This window comes from Leptolyngbya sp. FACHB-8 (assembly GCF_014695575.1).
GTDB lineage: Bacteria > Cyanobacteriota > Cyanobacteriia > Elainellales > Elainellaceae > Vacuolonema.
Genome location: NZ_JACJOO010000009.1, coordinates 42,738 through 63,184, shown reverse-complemented (window position 1 = coordinate 63,184; position 20,447 = coordinate 42,738). Strand labels below are relative to the sequence as shown.

Annotated in this window: 17 protein-coding genes; 11 read left to right on the top strand and 6 right to left on the bottom strand. The window is 49.8% G+C overall.

Going from position 1 to position 20,447, the window contains the following annotated elements; genetic code table 11:
• Positions 1-152 precede the first annotated feature (152 nt).
• Together H6F91_RS01800 and H6F91_RS01795 are read right to left on the bottom strand one after the other, a co-directional pair.
• The gene (locus tag H6F91_RS01800; protein WP_190770419.1) at positions 153-551 is read right to left on the bottom strand and encodes a response regulator; all 399 of its coding nucleotides are present in this window, start codon (positions 549-551) and stop codon (positions 153-155) included.
• A 564-nt stretch (positions 552-1,115) separates the two neighbouring features.
• Complete coding sequence (locus H6F91_RS01795; protein WP_190770418.1) at positions 1,116-1,514, bottom strand: response regulator transcription factor; 399 nt, start codon at positions 1,512-1,514, stop codon at positions 1,116-1,118.
• Positions 1,515-2,399: 885 nt separating this feature from the next.
• On the opposite strand from H6F91_RS01795, the gene H6F91_RS01790 reads away from it, so the two are divergent.
• The 7 genes from H6F91_RS01790 to trmB all read left to right on the top strand — a co-directional run bounded on the left by H6F91_RS01790 (position 2,400) and on the right by trmB (position 10,562).
• The gene (locus H6F91_RS01790) at positions 2,400-2,840 is read left to right on the top strand and encodes a response regulator (protein ID WP_190770417.1); all 441 of its coding nucleotides are present in this window, start codon (positions 2,400-2,402) and stop codon (positions 2,838-2,840) included.
• A 422-nt stretch (positions 2,841-3,262) separates the two neighbouring features.
• Positions 3,263-5,572 carry an ATP-binding protein gene (locus H6F91_RS01785; protein ID WP_190770430.1) on the top strand — a complete coding sequence of 770 codons (2,310 nt, stop codon included), beginning with the start codon at positions 3,263-3,265 and terminating at the stop codon, positions 5,570-5,572.
• A complete protein-coding gene (locus H6F91_RS01780) occupies positions 5,526-5,996 on the top strand; it encodes a response regulator (protein WP_190770416.1) in 471 nt (156 codons plus the stop codon). Before H6F91_RS01785 ends, H6F91_RS01780 begins: the two co-directional genes overlap by 47 nt.
• A complete protein-coding gene (locus tag H6F91_RS01775; RefSeq protein ID WP_190770415.1) occupies positions 5,993-8,044 on the top strand; it encodes a response regulator in 2,052 nt (683 codons plus the stop codon). The genes H6F91_RS01780 and H6F91_RS01775 overlap by 4 nt, the downstream gene beginning before the upstream one ends.
• A gap of 464 nt (positions 8,045-8,508) precedes the next feature.
• On the top strand, positions 8,509-8,820 hold the full coding sequence (locus H6F91_RS01770; RefSeq protein ID WP_190770414.1) for a hypothetical protein: 312 nt from the start codon (positions 8,509-8,511) through the stop codon (positions 8,818-8,820).
• 207 nt (positions 8,821-9,027) lie between these two features.
• Positions 9,028-9,654 carry a DUF1294 domain-containing protein gene (locus tag H6F91_RS01765; RefSeq protein ID WP_190770413.1) on the top strand — a complete coding sequence of 209 codons (627 nt, stop codon included), beginning with the start codon at positions 9,028-9,030 and terminating at the stop codon, positions 9,652-9,654.
• 263 nt (positions 9,655-9,917) lie between these two features.
• Positions 9,918-10,562 carry a tRNA (guanosine(46)-N7)-methyltransferase TrmB gene (gene trmB, locus H6F91_RS01760; protein ID WP_190770412.1) on the top strand — a complete coding sequence of 215 codons (645 nt, stop codon included), beginning with the start codon at positions 9,918-9,920 and terminating at the stop codon, positions 10,560-10,562.
• Between the two features lie 84 nt (positions 10,563-10,646).
• Here the strand turns inward: trmB and H6F91_RS01755 are convergent, their stop codons facing one another.
• Together H6F91_RS01755 and H6F91_RS01745 are read right to left on the bottom strand one after the other, a co-directional pair.
• On the bottom strand, positions 10,647-11,462 hold the full coding sequence (locus tag H6F91_RS01755; protein ID WP_190770411.1) for an ADP-ribosylglycohydrolase family protein: 816 nt from the start codon (positions 11,460-11,462) through the stop codon (positions 10,647-10,649).
• A 636-nt stretch (positions 11,463-12,098) separates the two neighbouring features.
• Positions 12,099-12,275 carry a DUF4278 domain-containing protein gene (locus H6F91_RS01745; RefSeq protein ID WP_190770409.1) on the bottom strand — a complete coding sequence of 59 codons (177 nt, stop codon included), beginning with the start codon at positions 12,273-12,275 and terminating at the stop codon, positions 12,099-12,101.
• Positions 12,276-12,651: 376 nt separating this feature from the next.
• Between H6F91_RS01745 and H6F91_RS01740 the strand changes: the two genes are divergently transcribed.
• Complete coding sequence (locus H6F91_RS01740) at positions 12,652-12,897, top strand: hypothetical protein (RefSeq protein ID WP_190770408.1); 246 nt, start codon at positions 12,652-12,654, stop codon at positions 12,895-12,897.
• An 83-nt stretch (positions 12,898-12,980) separates the two neighbouring features.
• Here H6F91_RS01740 and H6F91_RS01735 read toward each other — a convergent pair whose 3' ends face one another.
• Positions 12,981-13,895 (bottom strand): M23 family metallopeptidase, encoded by a 915-nt coding sequence (locus tag H6F91_RS01735; protein ID WP_190770407.1) that lies wholly within the window; start codon positions 13,893-13,895, stop codon positions 12,981-12,983.
• A 281-nt stretch (positions 13,896-14,176) separates the two neighbouring features.
• On the opposite strand from H6F91_RS01735, the gene H6F91_RS01730 reads away from it, so the two are divergent.
• The gene (locus tag H6F91_RS01730; protein ID WP_190770406.1) at positions 14,177-15,388 is read left to right on the top strand and encodes an HhoA/HhoB/HtrA family serine endopeptidase; all 1,212 of its coding nucleotides are present in this window, start codon (positions 14,177-14,179) and stop codon (positions 15,386-15,388) included.
• Positions 15,389-15,557: 169 nt separating this feature from the next.
• On the opposite strand, the gene H6F91_RS01720 is transcribed toward H6F91_RS01730, so the two are convergent.
• Positions 15,558-15,920: a DUF760 domain-containing protein gene (locus H6F91_RS01720; RefSeq protein WP_190770404.1), complete on the bottom strand. Its 363-nt coding sequence runs from the start codon at positions 15,918-15,920 to the stop codon at positions 15,558-15,560.
• A 326-nt stretch (positions 15,921-16,246) separates the two neighbouring features.
• On the opposite strand from H6F91_RS01720, the gene H6F91_RS01715 reads away from it, so the two are divergent.
• Both H6F91_RS01715 and H6F91_RS01710 read left to right on the top strand, forming a co-directional pair.
• Positions 16,247-17,071: an SWIM zinc finger family protein gene (locus H6F91_RS01715; protein ID WP_190770403.1), complete on the top strand. Its 825-nt coding sequence runs from the start codon at positions 16,247-16,249 to the stop codon at positions 17,069-17,071.
• 116 nt (positions 17,072-17,187) lie between these two features.
• Positions 17,188-20,376 (top strand): GAF domain-containing protein, encoded by a 3,189-nt coding sequence (locus H6F91_RS01710; protein WP_190770402.1) that lies wholly within the window; start codon positions 17,188-17,190, stop codon positions 20,374-20,376.
• Positions 20,377-20,447 lie beyond the last annotated feature (71 nt).

The following is a 20,447-nucleotide window of genomic DNA, read 5'->3' as shown; positions in this document are numbered from 1 at the left end:
ATCTCAAAATGGAAGTTCCCAGGTTGTCATTCATCATGATTGTGGTTAGTGAAAACATCCCTAGAAACAGCCTAAAAGTGGTTTAAAAACCCTACAAAGAAGTTTGATTATACGTATACGTTGACACGAACAACCAGCTTCTTATGAAGGTTCTAAGGTTGTGCCAGAGCGTAGGTTACTGCTTCAAGAAACTCATCTATATCCAAGGGTTTGGACAAGTGCCTGGAAAAACCGGCAGCTAAAGCTAAGCTACGGTCTTCATCACTGGCATATACAGTCAGGGTGATCGCCGGAATCCGAATACCCTGGGCTGCTTCAAATGCTTTTACTTTACCCATGAGGGAATACCCATCCTCATCGGGTAAAGCAAGTTCACATACTAATAGATCGGGAGGAGATTCCTGTATTTTTTCAAGGCACTCGCTGGCACTCGCTGCCATGATGGTTCTCGCTTCATAGCCATTAAATAATGCTGCCAATAAATCTCTTGAATCCGGATCACTATCCACGACAAGTACTTGTATCTTCTGTGGAAAGTCTGAATCAGGCACACTGGCCCTCCCTGTTAGGTTGGGTGAACGATAAATAAGGGAATCGCTAAGACGAGTTTTCGAGAGGTTATCTGCCCTGTGCGTAACTGCTTCTGGTGAGTCGGGTTACCCCTCTAATCCAAAATGATTTAGGAAGGTAAGCTGGCTCATAGAAGGGGTCAATGCGAATGCACCTGAAGTAAGCCGCCCAGTGGGTTACTCCAGGTTTTGAGCAAAACACGCTGATAATAGTTCTTCTAACTCTAAAGTTCAGTACGGTTTCGTACCCTGGGATGATTTGCTATGGATGAGCTCGCTAACCTTTTAATTTATTGGGAGGTGCGAAGCACCTTTAAACATAGGAAAACTTAAGCTGTTAAGGATCACAAATAAAACAACCTGTAATTCTTTTTGTAGATGTGGCGGCATGGTCGCCACACCTACAAAAAGAATTACAGTTATTAAATCCAAAATGCCAAGTACTCAAGGTTGAGCCATTTTGAACACTCTTCAGTTTTTGGTAAGACTTTTGGTAAGACCAATTTTGTGCTTCTGAAGAGCACAAGGTCAATCTTGCCGGTGGGCTTAAATAGGGCAGATTCGGTAGAGGAAATCCTTCAATTGCTGGCCATCCTCCAGATATACAATATATTCGTTCGTTCCTACTTGAATGTTTTGTCCTTCCAACTCAGCTCCGAACTGCTCAGCCATAATGACAATGGGAATGAAGCCCGACGGATTAACCTGTTGACAAATACGTCGGCCAAGGTCCACAAAGTAATCAAGGGACTGGTCCCATTGTGCGAGTAGCAATAGGTCAAAGTTCTCTCTACCATTGTGTGTGCGTTCCAGGGCATCAGCTTCATCAAGTGCCACGATCAGGCTGTAGCCCCAATGACTGAGATTGTCTCTTAAGAGAGGTCGTACCCGGTTGTCCGGTTCGACAAGCAAGATAGTGGGTGGTAGAAAATCAGTTTGGCTCATGCTCCAATTGCTGTGATTACGAACCCTGGTAAGTCAGCGACGTGCTATGAAAATGTACCGGAGCCGGCTCAATGGTAAGGATAATAGGCACCTCGAAGAGGATTGAACCCGAATGCACGAGCTGCGATCGCGTTACCAATTTCTCCGCATATATACCTAGCCTAAGGACCGATATCGATATTTTCGTCTAACCGATGGGATATATCGATACTGAACACTGAGACGGCTTTAGCCCACTCACATGCTCTTTTGCTCATGATTGGGCGGATGCCAGCCAGATATAACCTTGAGAACAAAGGGAGAATCGGAAAAGATCGTTCCCATCTTTTTCTGGGTTATAGGAGCGTGTACTCCATTAGGAAAAGAATCTATGGGTGCTTTTAGATGACTGCGTTTGTTTAGAGTGCAACTCCTCACGACCCCTCCGTAACACACTTTTGGCAGGAAATTAGAATTGATGCAAGTTTGCTAACCTATATTGCTATCGCTTGGCTTGTTAGGGCATTAGAAGCTATGAAGACAATCCCTGTAATCGCTCCTAATGCCCTAATAAATTGGGCCAAGGCTATAGTGCATCTTCGTTAGGTTGGTGTTTGAAACTTATCGCCCCCGACAAGCGTGCGGAAACTCTGGGAACGAATAAGAAAGCGAAAATTTTCTAGGGATTTGAGCGATCGCTTTTCCCATCAGCTATGAATATCCTTACAATCTGTTTAAAAAGTTTATGTTTGATGTTCGTGGGAAAACAGAAGTCTATCCTTCTCAAACTAGTTCTTAATAGATGAGAATGTTTAGTTGATAGATTCAGTACAGCTTAAACCCATCGAAATTGATCGTCTATAAAACTTCAAACTGCCACTACTGTTTATCTGTGAGCCAATGCCCATGCTAGATGTCGCTGGTGAGCGTTTAATTTTGGTGATTGATGGCAATCCCGACCATATTGAAACCATTACAACTGTTTTCAGTGAAAGTGAGGAGCGCTATCGATTGGTCGCGGTTGCCAATGGTTCCGATGCCTCTGACTTTTTGCATAAGCGGGAAAATTATGAGGGAGCAACCCGGCCCGATCTGGTGTTGTTGGATTGTGATCTGACCGATACGGATGGTCTGAATATTCTGGCCGATATGAAGGCAGATCCGCAGTTACGGCGCATTCCGATCATTGTATTTACGCTACGCGATCGCGCTGAGCAAGTTTTTCGCAGCTATGCACTTCAGGGTAACTGCTATGTATTGAAATCTGATGACTTAGAGAATTTGTCACAGGTCGTCAAGCGAATTGAAGAGTTTTGGTTGGGAATTGTAACGCTACCTGTAGAGTGAATACTTAAGTGATTAATTTTTCATATTAAAAACTGTAGTTGTTTGTAAGCGAATAGAAGTTTTTGGGCATTTTAATGTAGTTAAAATGGCCTCTATTGTGCTGAAAAAGTTTCTGGTTTATTTAATAATTCCTATTAGCAGTGGTAGCTTTTTCTGAGATATGCTGCTGAGGTAAGACTGTGTCGCCCTCTTCCATAAACCTCCTGTTTCTTCATAAAAATTAGGCTGAAATTGTGGAATAAATTTTATCTAAATTCCCATTGATCGATTTCCGGTTTATCCGAACTCTGCATTGGGTCGTGGGATTTGTAAGCGTGCTGAATTGATTCAATCAACCGCTGGGGTTGTGAACCAACGTTGTGGGTTCGCGATCGCGTATGAACTATGTCGTTCGTCAGAAAACACTATTCCTGGAGAAGGCTATGGCTGCTGTCAATCTTGACGTCCAAGAAATTAATTTAACCAATCTCAAACAGCCACAAATTAACTACCTGACAAAAATCCAACCTCACGGTGTACTGTTGGTGCTGGATGAGCCTGGTCTGCGCGTATTACAAGTTAGCAGCAATACCCTAAAAGCCTTTGGTATCCGACCTGAATTCGTGTTAGGCAGAACTTTAGACGAAATTCTTGATCCCTTTCAGGTCGATCGCTTCAAAGCTGGCTTGGCATACAACAATTTGGAATTAATTAACCCCACAAAGGTTTGGGTACGCCGTGCCGGGGATGAATACAGTGTATTTGATGCCATCTTCCACCGCACCGCTGATAACACGTTGGTGCTGGAATTAGAGCCAGCACTAACCCAGGAAACCATTCCTTTTTTGAGCTTTTATCATCTAGCTAAAGCTTCCATTCAACAATTGGAAGCGACCTCTAACCTGGCAGATTTTTGTCACGTGATTGTGCGGGAAGTGCGCAACGTGACGGGCTTCGATCGTGTCATGCTCTACAAATTTGACGATGACGGGCATGGGGAAGTCGTCGCTGAAGACAAAATCGATGCCATGGAGTCTTACCTGGGCTTGCACTATCCGGAGTCAGACATTCCCACGACAGCCCGCAAAATGTTCCTGTCCAACTGGATACGGGTCATTCCCGATGCGGCAGCGGATGCGGTGGATCTCTATCCCACCACCAACCCCATGACGGAGCAGCCCACTGACCTTACGCTGTCCATCCTCCGTAGCCCCTACCCCTGTCACCTGGAGTATTTACACAACATGGGTGTTGGGGCATCTCTCACCATTTCCCTCATGAAGGATGAGAAACTGTGGGGGCTGATCGCCTGTCATCACCGCACCCCTAAACTGGTGCCCTACGAATTGCGGAAGGCGTGTGAATTTCTGGGACGGGTGATTTTTGCTGAAATTTCTACCCGTGAAGAGGAGGCGGATTATAACTACCGCACAAAAGTTTCCCAGGTGCAGTCTGCCCTGGTGGAATCCATGTCCGAGGAGGCTTATTTCATTGATGGCTTGATCCGTCGCGATCCAAACTTGCTCGATCTGGTCGATGCGAAAGGGGCCGCTATCTGCTTCAACGGCCACTGGACAACCCTGGGCCAAACGCCCCCTGAGGAGGAACTCAACTTCCTGGTGCAATGGCTGAACAAAACCGTAGACGGAGAGGTGTTCTCGACCAATGCGCTGCCCCTGGTTTACTCGGATGCAGAACGGTTCAAGAACGTAGCAAGCGGTCTGTTAGCCATTCCTATCTCGAAGCGCAGTTATGTGCTGTGGTTCCGCCCAGAAGTGATTCAGACCGTGAACTGGGGCGGCGATCCCAACAATGCTTACGAGCTCAAGGATACGGATGGGCATATGCGCCTTTGCCCCCGCAAGTCCTTTGATCTGTGGAAGGAAACGGTGCGGCTGAAATCTCTGCCCTGGAAGTCAGTAGAGGTGAAAGCGGTGCTGGAATTACGGAAAGCGATCGTCAACATCATCCTGCGGCAGGCGGAAGAACTGGCGTTGTTAGCCCAAGATCTGGAGCGCTCGAACGCTGAACTGAAGAAGTTTGCTTACGTTGCATCGCATGACTTACAAGAACCTCTAAATCAGGTTGCGAACTTCGTTCAACTTCTAGAAATGCGGTATGACGCAGAGCTGGGAGACGATGGGAAGGAATTTATCGGCTTCGTCGTAGATGGTGTCAGCCTGATGCAAACCCTGATCGATGACGTTCTGGCTTACTCCAAGGTCGATTTAAAGGGCATCGAGTGGGAACTGACTCATCTGGAAACTTCGTTGGAACAGGCTCAGGGCAACCTCCGAAACCGCATTGCCGAAACCGGAGCCATCATTACCTATGATCCATTGCCTACCATTGTTGCGGATGGTACCCAACTGATGCAGTTGTTCCAGAACCTGCTGGGGAATGCCATCAAATTCCGTAAACCCGAAGAGTCACCGCAAATTCATATTGGGGTACAGCGGCGGGATGAAGACTGGTTATTCTCGGTGAAGGATAACGGTATTGGCTTTGATCAACAATTTGCCGAACGGATCTTTGTGATCTTCCAACGGCTACATACTCGGGACGAGTACCCTGGTTCTGGTATGGGATTGGCGATTTGCAAGAAGATTGTTGAATGCCATCGGGGGCAGATTTGGGTAGATGCAGCCCTGGGCGAAGGGGCTACCTTCTATTTCACGATTCCAGTAGGGGGGCGCGATCGCAACCATGCAAACGGACGCACGGCTCAAAACTATCCTTTTAGTCGAAGATAACCGGGGCGACATCCGCCTTATTCAGGAAGCGCTGAAGAGTACGTCAGCCGCCTGTGAGGTGGTGGTAACCCGTGATGGGATGGAGGCGATGACCTATCTGCGGCAGGATGGGGAGTACGAGGCGGCTATCCGCCCCGACCTCATCCTGCTGGATTTGAACTTGCCTAAAAAAGATGGCCGGGAGGTACTGGCAGAGATTAAAGCAGACCCGGATTTACAGCACATTCCCATCATTGTGCTGACTACCTCGCGCAGTGAAGAGGATATTTTCAAAAGCTACGATTTGCACGTCAACTGCTACATCTCTAAATCACGCAACCTGGCCCAGTTATTCAAGATTGTCCGGGGGATTGAGGAATTTTGGTTAGAAACAGCGATACTGCCCCCACCCGATCTGCCGCTGAGTCATGGGGAGCAGCAATGAATTCGATGGGGCCAAATCCAGCGGGGGTTAACGTTCTGCTGGTAGAAGACAACATTGCAGAAGCTCGCATGCTTCAGGAAACCCTGAAAGGCACGCTGCACCAGCGGTTTACTTCAACTCATGTGAAGCGATTAGGGGAGGCGATCGCCCACCTCCAAGCCGAACCCGTGGATGTGGCTCTCCTGGACCTGACCCTGCCGGACAGTACGGGCCTGGATTCGTTGGATACTTTAATCCAGGCCAGGCCCAGCCTTCCCATCGTGGTGCTGACCAATACTAACGATGAGGACTTGGCCTTAGAAGCAGTGCGGCGCGGCGCGCAAGATTATCTGCTGAAGCGCCAGGTGAACCAGGAGTTGTTGGTGCGATCGCTCCGGTATGCCATCCAACGTAAACAGGCAGCCGAAGCCCTGCGGGAAGCCAACGAAGTCTTAGAAAACCGAGTACAGGAACGTACAGCAGAGTTAAAAGAGGCCAACGACCAACTACGCCAGCAAGTAGAGCAGCGGCAACGCATTCAGGAACGCCTGGAGCTTGCTCAGAAGGCTGGAAAAATCGGCACCTTTGAGTGGGACTTGGAAACCGATACCTTCATCTGGAGCCGTGATCCTCATTCCCTGGGGCCAATGCGTCCTGGTTCTTTTGCTGGTTCTTATCACACCTGGTTGCAAAGCCTTCACCCAGAGGATTGCGATCGCACTAACGAAGAACTGTGGCGAACGGTTAACCACGGCCAGGTGCTTGATACCGAATTCCGTATGGTGGGCGAGAAGGGCGATACTCGTTGGATTGCCATCAAAGGTAGCGCCTTTCATGATGAAGCGGGATGCCCCCGGCGAATGATGGGTATCCACATGGACATCACCGAGAAGAAACAATTAGAGGCCCAATTTCTTCGTGCTCAGCGCTTAGAGAGCTTGGGAACTCTGGCCAGCGGGATTGCCCATGACCTTAACAACATCCTGACACCCATGCTGGTAGTGTCACAGTTGCTACCCATGAAGCTTCCTGCGTTGAACGACGACACCCGACGCATTTTGGAGACTCTGGAGACCAGTGCCCATCGGGGAGCTAATCTAGTAAAACAAATTCTGTCCTTTGCCCGTGGGGTTGAGGGCCAGCGGGTCAGCCTCCAGCTCAATTACTTACTGGATGAGGTGACGCAAATTTTGGAGCAGACGCTCCCCAAGTCGATCATTATTCGCAACGAAATCGACCCAAGTCTCTGGAGCCTGTTGGGGGATGCGACCCAACTGCATCAGGTGTTCATGAATCTCTGTGTCAATGCCCGAGATGCAATGCCTCAAGGCGGCACATTAGAGATTACGGCCCAAAATCTGTGGTTAGATGACCGTCAGGCTCGTCGTTATTTAGATGGATCGGCAGGGGCCTATGTCGTGGTTTCGGTATCAGACACCGGCACTGGCATGACATCCGATGTTCTCCATCGAATTTTTGACCCATTTTTCACCACTAAGGAATTAGGGCAGGGCACCGGGCTAGGATTGTCGGCTGTACTGGGCATTGTTAAAAGCCATGAGGGCTTTGTGGATGTTCGGAGCCAGGTCAATCACGGCAGCGAGTTTAAAGTGTTTTTGCCAGCCTGTGATGTGGAACCCACTCAGATGGAGAATGCTCTAGATTTGCTCTTCGGCCAGCAGGAGTTAATTTTAATCGTTGATGATGAAGAAGCCATTCGCGAAATTACGCGAACGACCCTGGAAACCTACAATTACCGCGTTCTTACAGCCCATAACGGAGAGGCTGCGATCGCCCTTTTTAACGAGCACTACAACGAGATTCACTGCGTCTTAATGGATGTAATGATGCCCTTAATGGATGGTCTGGCAACCATTCCTATCCTGAAATCTATACACCCCGAAGTTTATGCTATTGCGATGAGTGGATTGAGTTCCGTGGATGCGATCGCTGAAGCAGAACGTGCTGGTTTTAGTCGCTTTCTGGCTAAGCCCTTTACAACAGAAGACTTGCTCCACGCTCTCCAGCAGAAACCTCAAAATGTTTCGGCTCCTGCATCACAGTCCTGAACGCGATCGCAGCAGTTTTTGCTTCCCAGCTTCAATGCGATCTCCGGTTAAAGAACCATAATGTGTAATGGTTTTTTAACCAGCTTTGATATTTGCTATAAGTTGCTATAAACAATACTCTGCACAGTTTTTCTGAAACCCTTGATTTTGCGTGCGCTTCGCACACGCAAAATCAAGGGTTTCAGAAAAACCGTCCGAACTAATGTATAAAAAAACATTTGGGTTGAGCTTACTTATACCGGTTCAATATGAAGCTGCACAGGCAGAATGTAGATAAGGTCCAGCTTATGTTGAAATTGAGATTGGAAAGGCTTACATCACCTTTGAGCCTTAGCCTGAGGCAATCTCACAAATCATTTCGGACTGTGACAGCCCGATAAAGACTGATGTAAGTATGAAGATAAGTATGAGCGAGGCCGATCATCAGGTCTGTAATACGTTGCAATTTATCTCATCCTGATCCTATGCAGCTCACAGCAAACGAGGCGGGACAACAAGCACTTGCTTTTCTCCTGGACGCCTGGAGCCTTTCGCTTGAGTATCAAGAATGGTTTACCATTCGCAGCGCTCGCCCCCTAGGAGAGGACTGGTACGTTGTCGAAATTGGCTTTGAAGGTTTACCCGATGAGTGGATTATTCAGGTGTATGACTCCGGCGAATGCGAACCGTCCTACACCTTCCGCTCCCCAATCCTTCCTTCCAATGGCTACACCGATCTGGACAGCATTCCCGAAAATCTAGCAGATGTGCTGATTGCTGAACGCAACGCTCGTTAAAGAGATGATTTTACAGGCAAGATCTACTATCAAAATCGAGCTCTCAAAAGCTATTTGAAAAGATTGATTTTCTGTGCCCTTCAATCACGAAAATTGGTCTTGTCAAAAGAATATTGTTGGAATGAATTACGACAAAAAGAAAGAGTTTTAGATATTTTTTTAGGCTAGGGAAACCTACAGTAAGGAGTATAGCCGTGAAGGTGTGCTATGTCTGTTCTCCAGAAGGGACAACTGACAGCCTGGAAAGATGCAAAGGGTTTTGGATTTATTCGCCCTGCTGATGGCAGCCAGGATGTTTTTCTGCATATTTCTGAATTAAAAGATTCAACACGTCGACCGCAAGTTGGAGACGTCATCTATTACTATTCAACGCTTCAAGAAGGTAAGCTTCGTGCACAAAATGCCTTTATTCAAGGGGCACGGTGTAAGCCGTCTCCAGAATCTTCTCGACACCCGCCTAAATTCTCTTTTCCTGTAGTCGAGCTCTTGCTGCTTTCCATTCTGCCGCTGGCGGGGTCCCTACATTTTGCCTGGTTGACCATGAACATGTTGCCCCTCCTGCTCTATCCCGGAATGAGCTTGTTAACCTTTGCCTGCTATGCCAACGATAAATCCTCTGCCAAACGAAGAACCCGGAGAATTCCAGAAAGAACATTGCATGTTCTAGAATTCGCGGGTGGATGGGTAGGAGGCTTCGTTGCCCAGCGAAAACTTCGCCATAAAAGCAGAAAAGAGTCCTATCAGATTGAATTTTGGGCCATTGTTATCCTTCACCAACTCTTTTGGATTGTGTGGTTAGGTTGGGCACTTTCCGGCCGGTTTGAAGTCAGTTAAATCAACATTTCTGCGTTCTCATTTTGGCATCCAACCCGAAAACCGCTCGCTCCACGCGAGCAGTTCGGGCTTCAACGCCAAGAGTTCGTGCCCGTAAGGCACGAACTCTTGGCGTTGAAGCCCACAATGAGAATTGCTGGAAAGGGTTATAGCTATGTAGGGTGTATCCCACTTTTGTAAAAGTGGGATACACCCGCTATATATAGGTGTCAGAAAATTGCTGTAGCCTGGAAAAGGCTTATTTTCAACAGGAGTGATGAAATTTGTCAATCGTTCGAGTACGGCAGCACGTAAACCCTCTTAGTCAGAAATATCAGACTCCGATTCAGCCACCGAATTGGTCACAAATCTATGCCTCGCCCCAACAGCCGCTGCTGCTTGACATTGGTTGTGCACGGGGTAGCTTCCTTTTAGAAATGGCGGCCCAACAACCTGACTGGAACTTCCTGGGGCTGGAAATTCGTGAACCTTTGGTTATCCGGGCTAACGATGCATGTCAAGAAGCCGGTCTGAAAAACTTGCATTACCTCTTTTGCAACGCCAATAATGCTCTACACCCCCTACTAAGTTCACTACCAGTCGGGGTGTTCCAAAAGGTCGCTGTACAGTTTCCTGACCCCTGGTTTAAAAAGCGCCACCAGAAGCGCCGAGTTATTCAACCTGAAGTTGTGGGGGCGATCGCCCAATTCCTCATCCCCAGCGGCGAAGTCTTTTTACAATCTGATGTGGAGGAAGTGTTACTGGAAATGGGCGATCGCTTCCACGAACACCCCATCTTCCAGCGCGAGACCGGCATTCCTGAACAAACTCCCAACCCATTTCCAGTCATGACCGAACGAGAAATATTCACATTGGAGCAAGATAAGCCTGTCTATCGAATGCGGTTTCGTAAGAAGGCAGAGGGGTAGGCCATAGAAGGTAGAAGGCCAAGGGCGAAGCATTCAGAGCAAACATTTCACGATTGTCTAAAGGTTTATTCCGAATGCTTTGCCTCACACAGCCCATCCGTTTCTGTTATTGGATTGACGAGGCATCCGAGTCCCGAACTGCTGCCGGAATGTTTCTGTTTTCTGACGCAGGAAGGGATCAAGCCGATCAAGAATGGCCTGGGCGATCGCCTCCGGCACCCCATAAAACGCCTCGGCAACACCGCCCGTAATGCAGGTTAACGTATCGCTATCCCCACCTAGAGATACTGCATTACGCAGGGCATCCTCGAAATCCGTTGCTTCCAGAAATGCAATCAGCGCTTCGGGGACGGTTTCCTGGCACGATTCATTAAACCGATACACCGGACGAATGTCATCCAGCTTACGGCTCAGGTCGTAACCAAAAATTGTTTCAACATGAACCTTGATGTCTGCTTTAGACGCCCCCTGGCGTGCTAGGAAAATGGCAGTTGCAGTTGCTTGTGCCCCTTTAATTCCTTCAGGATGGTTGTGGGTAACGGCAGCACTTCGCTCTGCCTCGTGTAGCACCGCCTCCAGGGTATCTAGAGCAAACCCGATGGGGCTGACCCGCATCGCTGAGCCATTTCCCCAACTGTTGTAGGGTTCGGGTGTGCTGGAGGCCGCCCATTGAGCAAAGCGAGCACCATAGCTGCCACAGGGGTTGGGATAGCGTTGGTAATACTGCTTGAAGGCAGTGACATAGTCCACGCCTGTGAGCAGCGCATCTGCAACGGCAACCGTCAGGATCGTGTCATCCGTAAAGGTGGAGGTCGCCTGGAGAAGCGAAAAGTCTTTGGAACGGTAATTATTAAATTCATAAACGGAGCCAACAACGTCTCCGGCGATCGCCCCTAACATGCTTGCTGTCCCCGCCAGAAAAGAAGCAGACCCACCAGTATAGAGGGCAATACAATTAAAGTAACCACCACTGGAGCACCGCTTGGCCAGGTAACCAGGGGGGCTCCATAACGAATGGCGATTGCCAAAAGGGCAGAAATTCCTACCACTTTGCCAATCATCCTAATGTCTTCTGTCATAAAAAAAATTGAGCTTCAAACGTTCCAGCATTCTATCGCCATTTGTTCAGGCCGTTTTTTGAAAGAGCCAAATTCAGCAGTTTGAACCAGCAATTCTCATTTTGAAATCAGGCCCGAAAACCGCGCGCCTTTGGCGCGCGGTTTTCGGGTATCAAAGCCAAGAGTTCACGCCCCTAGGGCGTGAACTCTTGGCTTTGATACCCATACTGAGAATTGCTGAGTTTGAATGAAGGGCGTTTTCGAATGTCACGCCATATGCGGCGCTCGAAAACGCCCTTCTTGGCGTGTGCTGCGCACATGCCAAAATGGACACTTCAGCTTGCCCAAACTGAGCCTATATTGGCATTCGAAGAAAATTAGCCTAAAGAAAAACACCCCTCTCGGGGTGTTGAGTTCGCTACATCCACAAAACTATAGGCAGAGACTTTAGGGAAAACTTCAAAATCTCTCAAGAGATTTACTGTACCCAGGCCCCGCGATATTTCATCCGGGGTTTGGCTGTTTCACTGGGGGCATTGTTAAGCCGGTGAGCTTTCAACGCCGCTCCCCGATATTGGCCAATAACATCACCTTCAGAAAATTCCACTCCTGTGTCTGGAGCACTGTAAGCCGCGCCGCGATAGTGAAGTTCCATAGTCACCTCTTAAGAAACGAAAACAAATCCTTGGGAACCAACCTGGATGAAGAGAGGACAACGACTCATTGTAGAAAAGCAGGACCAAAAGGGCTTACTACAGATGACGAGCCAGGCTTTAGGCAAGAAAGAAAAATGCTTTCTGTATTTAATGTTACCGTTTTGCCAATTTTTGTCAAATGAATTTCTGTAAAGTTGGGCTCGGCTGAATCTTAGTGTCGCCATGGGGCCGCAATTGGGCAGAACCGAAAACTAAGAGTTGTGTAAATTCTTTAGAAAATCTCTCTTGCCGGATTGAGAGAACTTGTGAATAATAAGTTCAAATGTACTATTTGTGATGCAAGATAGTTCAGGTTGAGCATATAAGGGGTTTAAGATGCACCCAAGTCCTTGCTTTTCTACAGAACTGGTTGATGGATGTTGTCTAGGACGGCTTCATGTCCCCTTTTCTGAGATTGCCGATTGGCTCAATTTTTTGATCATGCCGCACTATCAGGTCGACATCTTGGCCGTGGAACAAGCTGTCGATCACATTAGTATTTCCTTTCAGGCCAATGAAGGGGTTTATCTTTATCTCGAACGTTTCCTGAATGCCTCATCCGACATGGCACTTGCCTCGTAGTTTTTTGACTCTGGCCTAAAAAGAAAGGTGCGTGGAACCAAAAGCTCCATGCACCTTTCCTTACTGGCTGGGGTTGTAATCGTTCAGCGTCCTACTTCCATGCTGGGAAAGAATTGGGTGGGGCTTTCGGCTACCCAGCCTAGGCTAGAGTTAGAGCGAACCTCAAAATGCAGGTGAGGAGTGGAGGCATCCCCCGTTTGCCCGACCGTACCCAGGCGATCGCCTCTTCTAACCGTTTGTCCCACTGCAACATCAATCGTCGCCAGTTGGGCATAGCGGGTTTGTAGTCCGCCTGCATGATTGAGCACCACTAAATTGCCATAGTTCCCCTGGGTTGAGGCGAAGGCGACGGTGCCATCTTGGGCGGCCAACACTGGGGTTCCTGCAGCCGCCTGTAAATCTACCCCACTGTGGAAGGCCATCTGACTGGTCAAGAAATTAACTTGCCAACCGTAACCTGTGACGACCTCCGCCTCATTGGGCAGCGGGTAGCGGGACAACGTTGGGTTAGATTCAACCACCTGAGCTACAGGTGTCGGAGCCCAGTTGATCCCTGGAATGAAAACAACCCTGGGGGCGTTTTGGGTACAGCCATTCACCTCAAAGAGGACATCCGCTCGTACCCCGTAAGCTGCTGCTACGTCCCGCCAGGTGCTTCCTGCTGGAACTTCTACGCGGATGCCGTTGTAGGGAGGAATCACAATTTCTGTCCCGACCGGGGCGTTGCCGTTGCGCAGAACAGGGTTGAAACCCATCAGTGTTGCGGGAATCAGATCGTACTGCTGAGCCAGAGAGGTCAGAGTTTCTCCGGTGGCAATGCGGTGGCGGCGCAGACGAGAGAGTGCGGCTTCTGGGCAAAGAGCGCCGTTCGGTGAAGAAGCTTGGGCGACTCGTTGGGAGCCGGGTATGGCTATTGCCTCCAGTGGCAGTGCCAGCAGCCCAGTCCCTAAGGTAACCAGACCGAATGCAAGTGAAACAAACCGGGGAAGCAAAGTCATAGATCGTTCAGAGGTGAGTCAGAATAGACGGGGGCCACAATTAAACCAGGTGAGCTATGGGCTAGCGCTCCTGGTTATGAGTTAGATCACTCCAAACTATGGACCGAACCATCAGGAAAAGAAGGATGTTCGTTACCATTAGGAGGAAACTATCTTGGGGAAGTAAAAGCTCTTCTGTAGAGCTACCTCAATGGTTTCAGTCTAGCGGACCCTTCTACAAACCGTGATTAGAAGCAAACGTTCAATTTATCCGCAACTTTATCCACCCCTTCCATTGCTTTATGAAACAAGTGGCACTATACCTGACCCTTCTTTCCGCGGGTATCGCAACTGGATTGGTAGGTGGATATCGGCTTTACGCGCTGCGACAACCAGAACAGCCTATGGCTCTAAGCCCAAAGCCAGTAGCACGCGCTATTACGAGCCAGACTGATATAACGCTGCCATCGTTGCCAGCTGCATCTGCTCCACAAAGCCGCAATTTTATAGCGGAGGCTGTAGAACGGGTTGGCCCGGCTGTGGTGCGGATTGACTCCTCACGTAAGGTTGGCGGCAACGGACCGGGTGAACTTGAAAACCCCTTTTTCCGCCGCTTTTTCGGGGAGCAGGAGATGCCCATGCCCGAGCGGATTGAACAGGGCACTGGTTCAGGCTTCATTGTTAGCAAAGAAGGCCACATCATCACCAATGCCCATGTGGTGCAAGGGGCTGATAAGGTGCAGGTAACGCTGAAGGATGGACGGGTGCTGGAAGGCCAAGTGGTTGGGGTTGACCCGGTGACGGATGTGGCGGCAGTAAAAATTGATGCGACAAATCTTCCAACCGTGACCCTGGGTAGCTCCGAAGCGCTGATTCCGGGGCAGTGGGCGATCGCCATCGGCAACCCTTTGGGCCTCGACAATACCGTCACTGCGGGCATTATCAGCGCCACAGGTCGCAGTAGCTCTCAGGTAGGGGTGCCCGATCGCCGCGTGCGGTTCATTCAGACTGACGCGGCCATCAACCCTGGTAATTCGGGAGGACCGCTACTGAATGACCGGGGTGAAGTCATTGGAATTAACACGGCCATTCGGGCCAACGCTCAGGGATTGGGGTTTGCCATTCCCATCGAAACGGCCCAGCGTATTTCAGAGCAGCTCTTTTCTAACGGCAATGCCCAGCATCCCTATTTAGGGATACAAATGATTGATTTGACTCCCGACATCAAGCGCCGCGTGGCAGAGGAAACTGAGATTACCGCCAAGATTGAAGTGGATGAAGGCGTGCTGATTGTACAAGTGATGGAGCAAACACCAGCTCAGGAAGCCGGGCTCCAAGCGGGAGATGTAATTGTAAAGATTAATGGGGTCGACGTAAAAACCTCAACAGAGGTTCAGGAACAGGTGGAAAGCGTACGAGTGGGCGATCGCCTTCAGCTAGAAGTAAACCGAGAAGGCCGAGTTCTCTCGATTACAGTACGGCCTACGGCCTTCCCAGTGGATCAGATGGGTTAGAGCTTAGGAGATTTCCAACAATGAAATTACCCCCAGGATGTTGGTGCTTTGCCCGCGAAGCGGGCAAAGCACCAACATCCTGGGTAGATTCTTATGCAGAAACCTCCTTAGAGCCCGTTTCCGTTACATTTTTCGTGGGCTCTGTGCCCAAATTAACCCTTGACCTAATTTAGTCAGGACGATTGTCATCATCATCGCGAAGGGAAAAGGAACTAGCCATGCTAGATTCCAACTCCATTCGCTGTTCCATCCGTCGCAGAAAGTATCCAGTCATCATGGCCGAAGCCAACAGCCCTGCAAGATTTTCTCGGTCGGTGGTGATTTGCATGTTGAAGGCTTCCGACGGAAGCATTCCCACCAATCCCTGTACGTTTTGGGAGATGATTTCCTTGATTTCAGGGCTGACCGAGCGGGCGACTCGTCCTAGCATTTCTGGAGATTGGTGCTGGAGGTATTGCAGCAGTTGGTTGGCCTGCCGCTCCTCCCTGCTGCCGCTCGCAAAGAATTCTGTTCCGTCAGAGTTAAAGATCATAAGGTAAATCTGACCCAAGACATATTTCTAATTGGATCCATTGTTACATTTATGTTCACAACTATGCACAGAACGTGCATGGGAAAATTTGCGGATACCTGGAGGAAACACTGGGAAAGCGGTTTCTGGGGCATAAGGTTGAAGGGGCACGTGTTCAGCGCCTATCTCGCTAACCTTAGACCTGATTTTTCTCAGGGTAATTACGGCAAAGATTGATGACAATTTTTAGCAGTCCTGTTCTTTTCCCGTTGAAAATCCTGAGGAATCGCGTTTGAGTAGTGATAGAGGTTTGTAGATGCAGAATTAAATGTCATGGGTATGGCTGCATGACTGAGGCAGGGGTTCAATCCAATCGGGAATGGTGGGCACAACGATGGGTCGATGTGTTGGAATCCTTTGGCTGGGTGCGACGCCTAGCCCGAGCCCGCAACTATGCCCGGGAAGGCCACGTACTGAAAATTGAGTTTCGGGGTTACAAGGTGCATGCGCTGGTGCAGGGGACCGCCCCAGAACCCTACAAGGTGGTGCTTCACCTGGATTCCTTCGACGACGAACAGTGGGGATATATTATCGAATCACTCTCTCAGCAAGCGTTTTATACGGCAAAGCTGTTGGCTGGGGAAATGCCTCACAATATTGAAGACGTGTTTACGGCCAACGGGTTAAGTTTGTTTCCCTTTACAAAATTTGATATTCATAGCCGTTGCACCTGTCCGGATCCGGCGAACCCCTGTAAGCACATCGGTGCGGTCTACTATACCTTGGGCGATCGCTTTAGCGAAGATCCTTTTGTTCTGTTTCAACTGCGAGGGCGTACCAAAGAGCAACTGCTGAGCGCTTTACGAGAGCTGCGCCAGGGGCAGAGCGCAGATACAGCGGAACCTGAAACGGCTTCGACCCAGTCTCTACCTGAAATGGATCTGGCTCAGTTCTGGCAATATCACCATCAACTTGAGCCTTCCCTGGTTGTTATTGCTCCCAACCCAGGAAGCGAAACAGTTCTAGATTTATTGGGTACATTACCTTTAACGCCAGAGTTGTTAGGGACTGTTAGCGGTGTTTCGCCACAGGTTGTCATGAGCTACCTCAAAACGATTTACGAGCGAGTGAGCCAGGAAGCGGTAATCCAGGCTATGACCTCAGGGAGCTAAGCCATTGGTGGCGCTGAGCGGGTGTGTTCTGTCTTGGAGGGGTATGTCTGCATCTTCGGCGTAGACGGGATTGTTGGACAGATTGAACGTGGATTACTGTCGAACTCAGGAATAGGATGGCTCAAGTCTCTACCATAGGTGAGGATGAGTTCGCTGCATTTCCTCCCTTATATGGGTGGGTGTCGGTGTACGGAACCGGGGCGGATGTAATCGCTCAGATGCAGCAGGGGGTGGAATGTATTCTGGTGGGGGAGCCCAAGGGGTTGCTCGGGTTAATTACTGCAGCGGATATGCTGCGGGCAATAGCTGGAGGGCAGGAAGCCAACAGTCTTTCTGTGCGATCGCTGATGCAGGTTTCAGTCCCAACCCTGCCATGGGAGCAACGACTGAATATTCCTTTACTGGTAACCCTCTTTCGACAAAACCGGGTGCAATACTTGCCCGTGATTGCCGCTGACGGCACAGTGCTGGAGGTGTTGACCCCTGCGGATGTTCTAGGTGAAGTGAGCCTTGAGCAGCAGTGGAAGGTGGAGGGTGCTTCCCTGGAAGATGCCTCCGATTCAGTTAGCTTGAGGCAGGAGAACACGACGCTACAACGGCCATGGCTGCGTGTCTTGGAGGAGCCTGCCCTGGAGGATTATGGGCACCGGGAAGAGTTTTTGGGGTTGACCCCCGACTTTTCTTCAAAATTCCTCTGCTCGCTGGCATTGCATTACTCTAGACAAGCGGTTGAACGCTCGCCCAATGCGATTTTTCTCATTGATTTGGATGGGAATGTGCTGTTCTGGAATGCAGCCTGTGAATCGTTACTTGGCTACAGTTCCGATATTTGCGGTCAACCAGTCTGGTCATTGCTGGCCCACACCATGGATCAGTCGGCCATTACTGAACGAATCAGGGCTGCGCTTAATGGCAAAGCGGTGACAGATCTGGAAATGACGTACCGCCGTTCAGATGGCACGGCATTGCATACGTTGTCGCGGATCTTTGCCATTTTTGACTCTCAGGGAAAAGCGATCGCCTGTATTTTTGCCAATACCGACATCTCCAAACAAAAACAGACTGAGGAACATCTCCGGCAGTGCGAGCAAACCCTCATCCGGACCCAACGACTCGCCCAAATTGGCGATTGGTCTCTGGATTTGACTTCTCGGCAACTGACTGCTTCCCAAGAAACGCTGCGGATTTTAGGGTTGCCCCATCAAGCTGTCACGTTTTCCTTTGAAACTTTGGTACAGCGAGTACATCCCCAGGATCAGGCCACTCTGCAAGCCTGGATTGAGGAGGCGATCGGCTTTGCCTCTCCCTGTAACCTGGAGTTTCGGTTGTTGTTGCCGGACGGCTCGGTGAGCCATGCTGTGATGAACGGCCAACTCGTGCAGGGTAACTCCTCACAACCCCGGTATCTTTTTGGCACCCTACAGGATATTACGACCCGCAAAGAAATTGAATATCTACAACAGAAGCAAGCCCATCGTCATCAGGTCATGTTGCATGTTACCCAGCGCATCCGGCAGTCTCTCGAGCTGGATGACGTGTTGCAGACTACGGTGGATGAAGTACGGGACTTATTTCAGGCCGATCGGGTAATTGTGTACCGCTTTGAGCCGAACTGGAGTGGCATTTTTCGGGTGGAGTCGGTGTTGCGGCCTGAATATAGCATTCTGTCGCAGACCTACGATGACCCTTGCTTCCGCGTATCGTATGTAGAGCAATACCGACAGGGCCGCTGCTCTGGTATTCAGGATGTAGAACTGGCTGCGATCGCCCCCTGCCATCGGCAACTTTTACGACAGTTCAACGTTCGAGCCAATTTGGTAGTCCCCATTCTGGCTGGGCAAGAGTTGTGGGGGTTGCTGATTGTCCATCAGTGTCAGGCTCCCCGGCAGTGGCAAGCCTGGGAACAGGAGTTTCTGCAACAACTGGGCATTCAAGTGGGCATTGCCGTTCAGCAGTCGGAACTCTATGCCTGGGCACAGCGGCTGAATGTGGAACTAGAAACCATGGTGCAGCAACGCACTGAGCGGTTGCAACAGGCCAATGCTTTTGAGGCTCTCCTGAAAGGCATCACCGACAAGGTGCGGGATAGTCTGGATGAGCAGCAGATTCTCCAAAAAGTGGTGCGAGAGCTAACGACAGAGCTGCGCATTAGCTCCTGTGATACCAGTGTGTATGACCTGGAGCGGCAGACTTCTACCATCCAATACGAGTACCTGGCGGAGGGGGGACCCTCTGCCCGTGCGCCTGTCATTTACCTGCAAGACTTCCCCGAAATTTATGCTCAACTGATGCAGGGCAGAACGGTGCATTTTTGCTGGAGGGCTCTTGATAATGAGCCGCTGGCAAACCTGTATGACGGAGAACGGCATTACAGTGTGTTGGCCTGCCCCTTAATTGATAGCCACATTGTGATGGGAGACCTATGGCTGTACCGAGCGGGGCCGGAACCGTTTGACGAACTGGAGGTTCGCCTGGTGGAGCAGATTGCTAATCAGTGTGCGATCGCCATTCGCCAAGCCCGCCTTTATGAAGCAGCCCAGGCTCAGGTGAAGGATCTGGCTCACCTCAATCGGTTGAAGGATGAGTTTCTCAGTAGTGTGTCCCATGAGTTGCGGACGCCGATGGCGAACGTCAAAATGGCGACCGAAATGCTCGAAGTCAAGCTCATGGAGATGGGGCTTTTGCAGGGAGGCCAGTCTCCCAGCTTTCTGCGGTATTTCCAAATTTTGAAGGATGAATGCCACCGCGAGCTGAAGCTGATTAATGACTTGCTGGATCTATCGCGCCTGGATGCCGAGTCTGAGCCCCTGCTGCTCACTACGATGGATTTGGGAGATTGGCTGCATCATCTGTCAGAACCGTTTATCGAGCGCACTCGTGCCCGCTCCCAAACGCTCACCGTTGATATCCCTGCGGCACTGCCGCCGCTGACCTGTGACTTTATGTATCTGGGGCGGATTGTGGGGGAGTTGCTAAACAATGCGTGTAAGTACACGCCCATTCAGGGGGAGATCCAGATAGCCGTTTTTTCACGGTCTGATTTCTTACAAATCCAGGTCTGCAATTCGGGTATCGAAATTCCGGCAGAGGAGCAGGAGCGAATTTTTGAGCGGTTCTATCGAATTCCTTCCAATGACCCCTGGTTGCATGAGGGGACGGGACTCGGGTTGGCGCTGGTACAGAAGCTGGCAGAGCAGTTAGGTGGGACGGTAACAGTCGATAGCCGGGATGGGTGGACCATGTTTACGGTGTACTTGTTTCCGAAGTTGTTAGCGATCGCAGCAGATTCTCAGGCTGAGTTGTAGAGTACTTTTCTAGATACCCTCCATAAAGAGCTTTGCAGAGTCAGCTTTGCACCAGACCAGGCTCCCAGTTT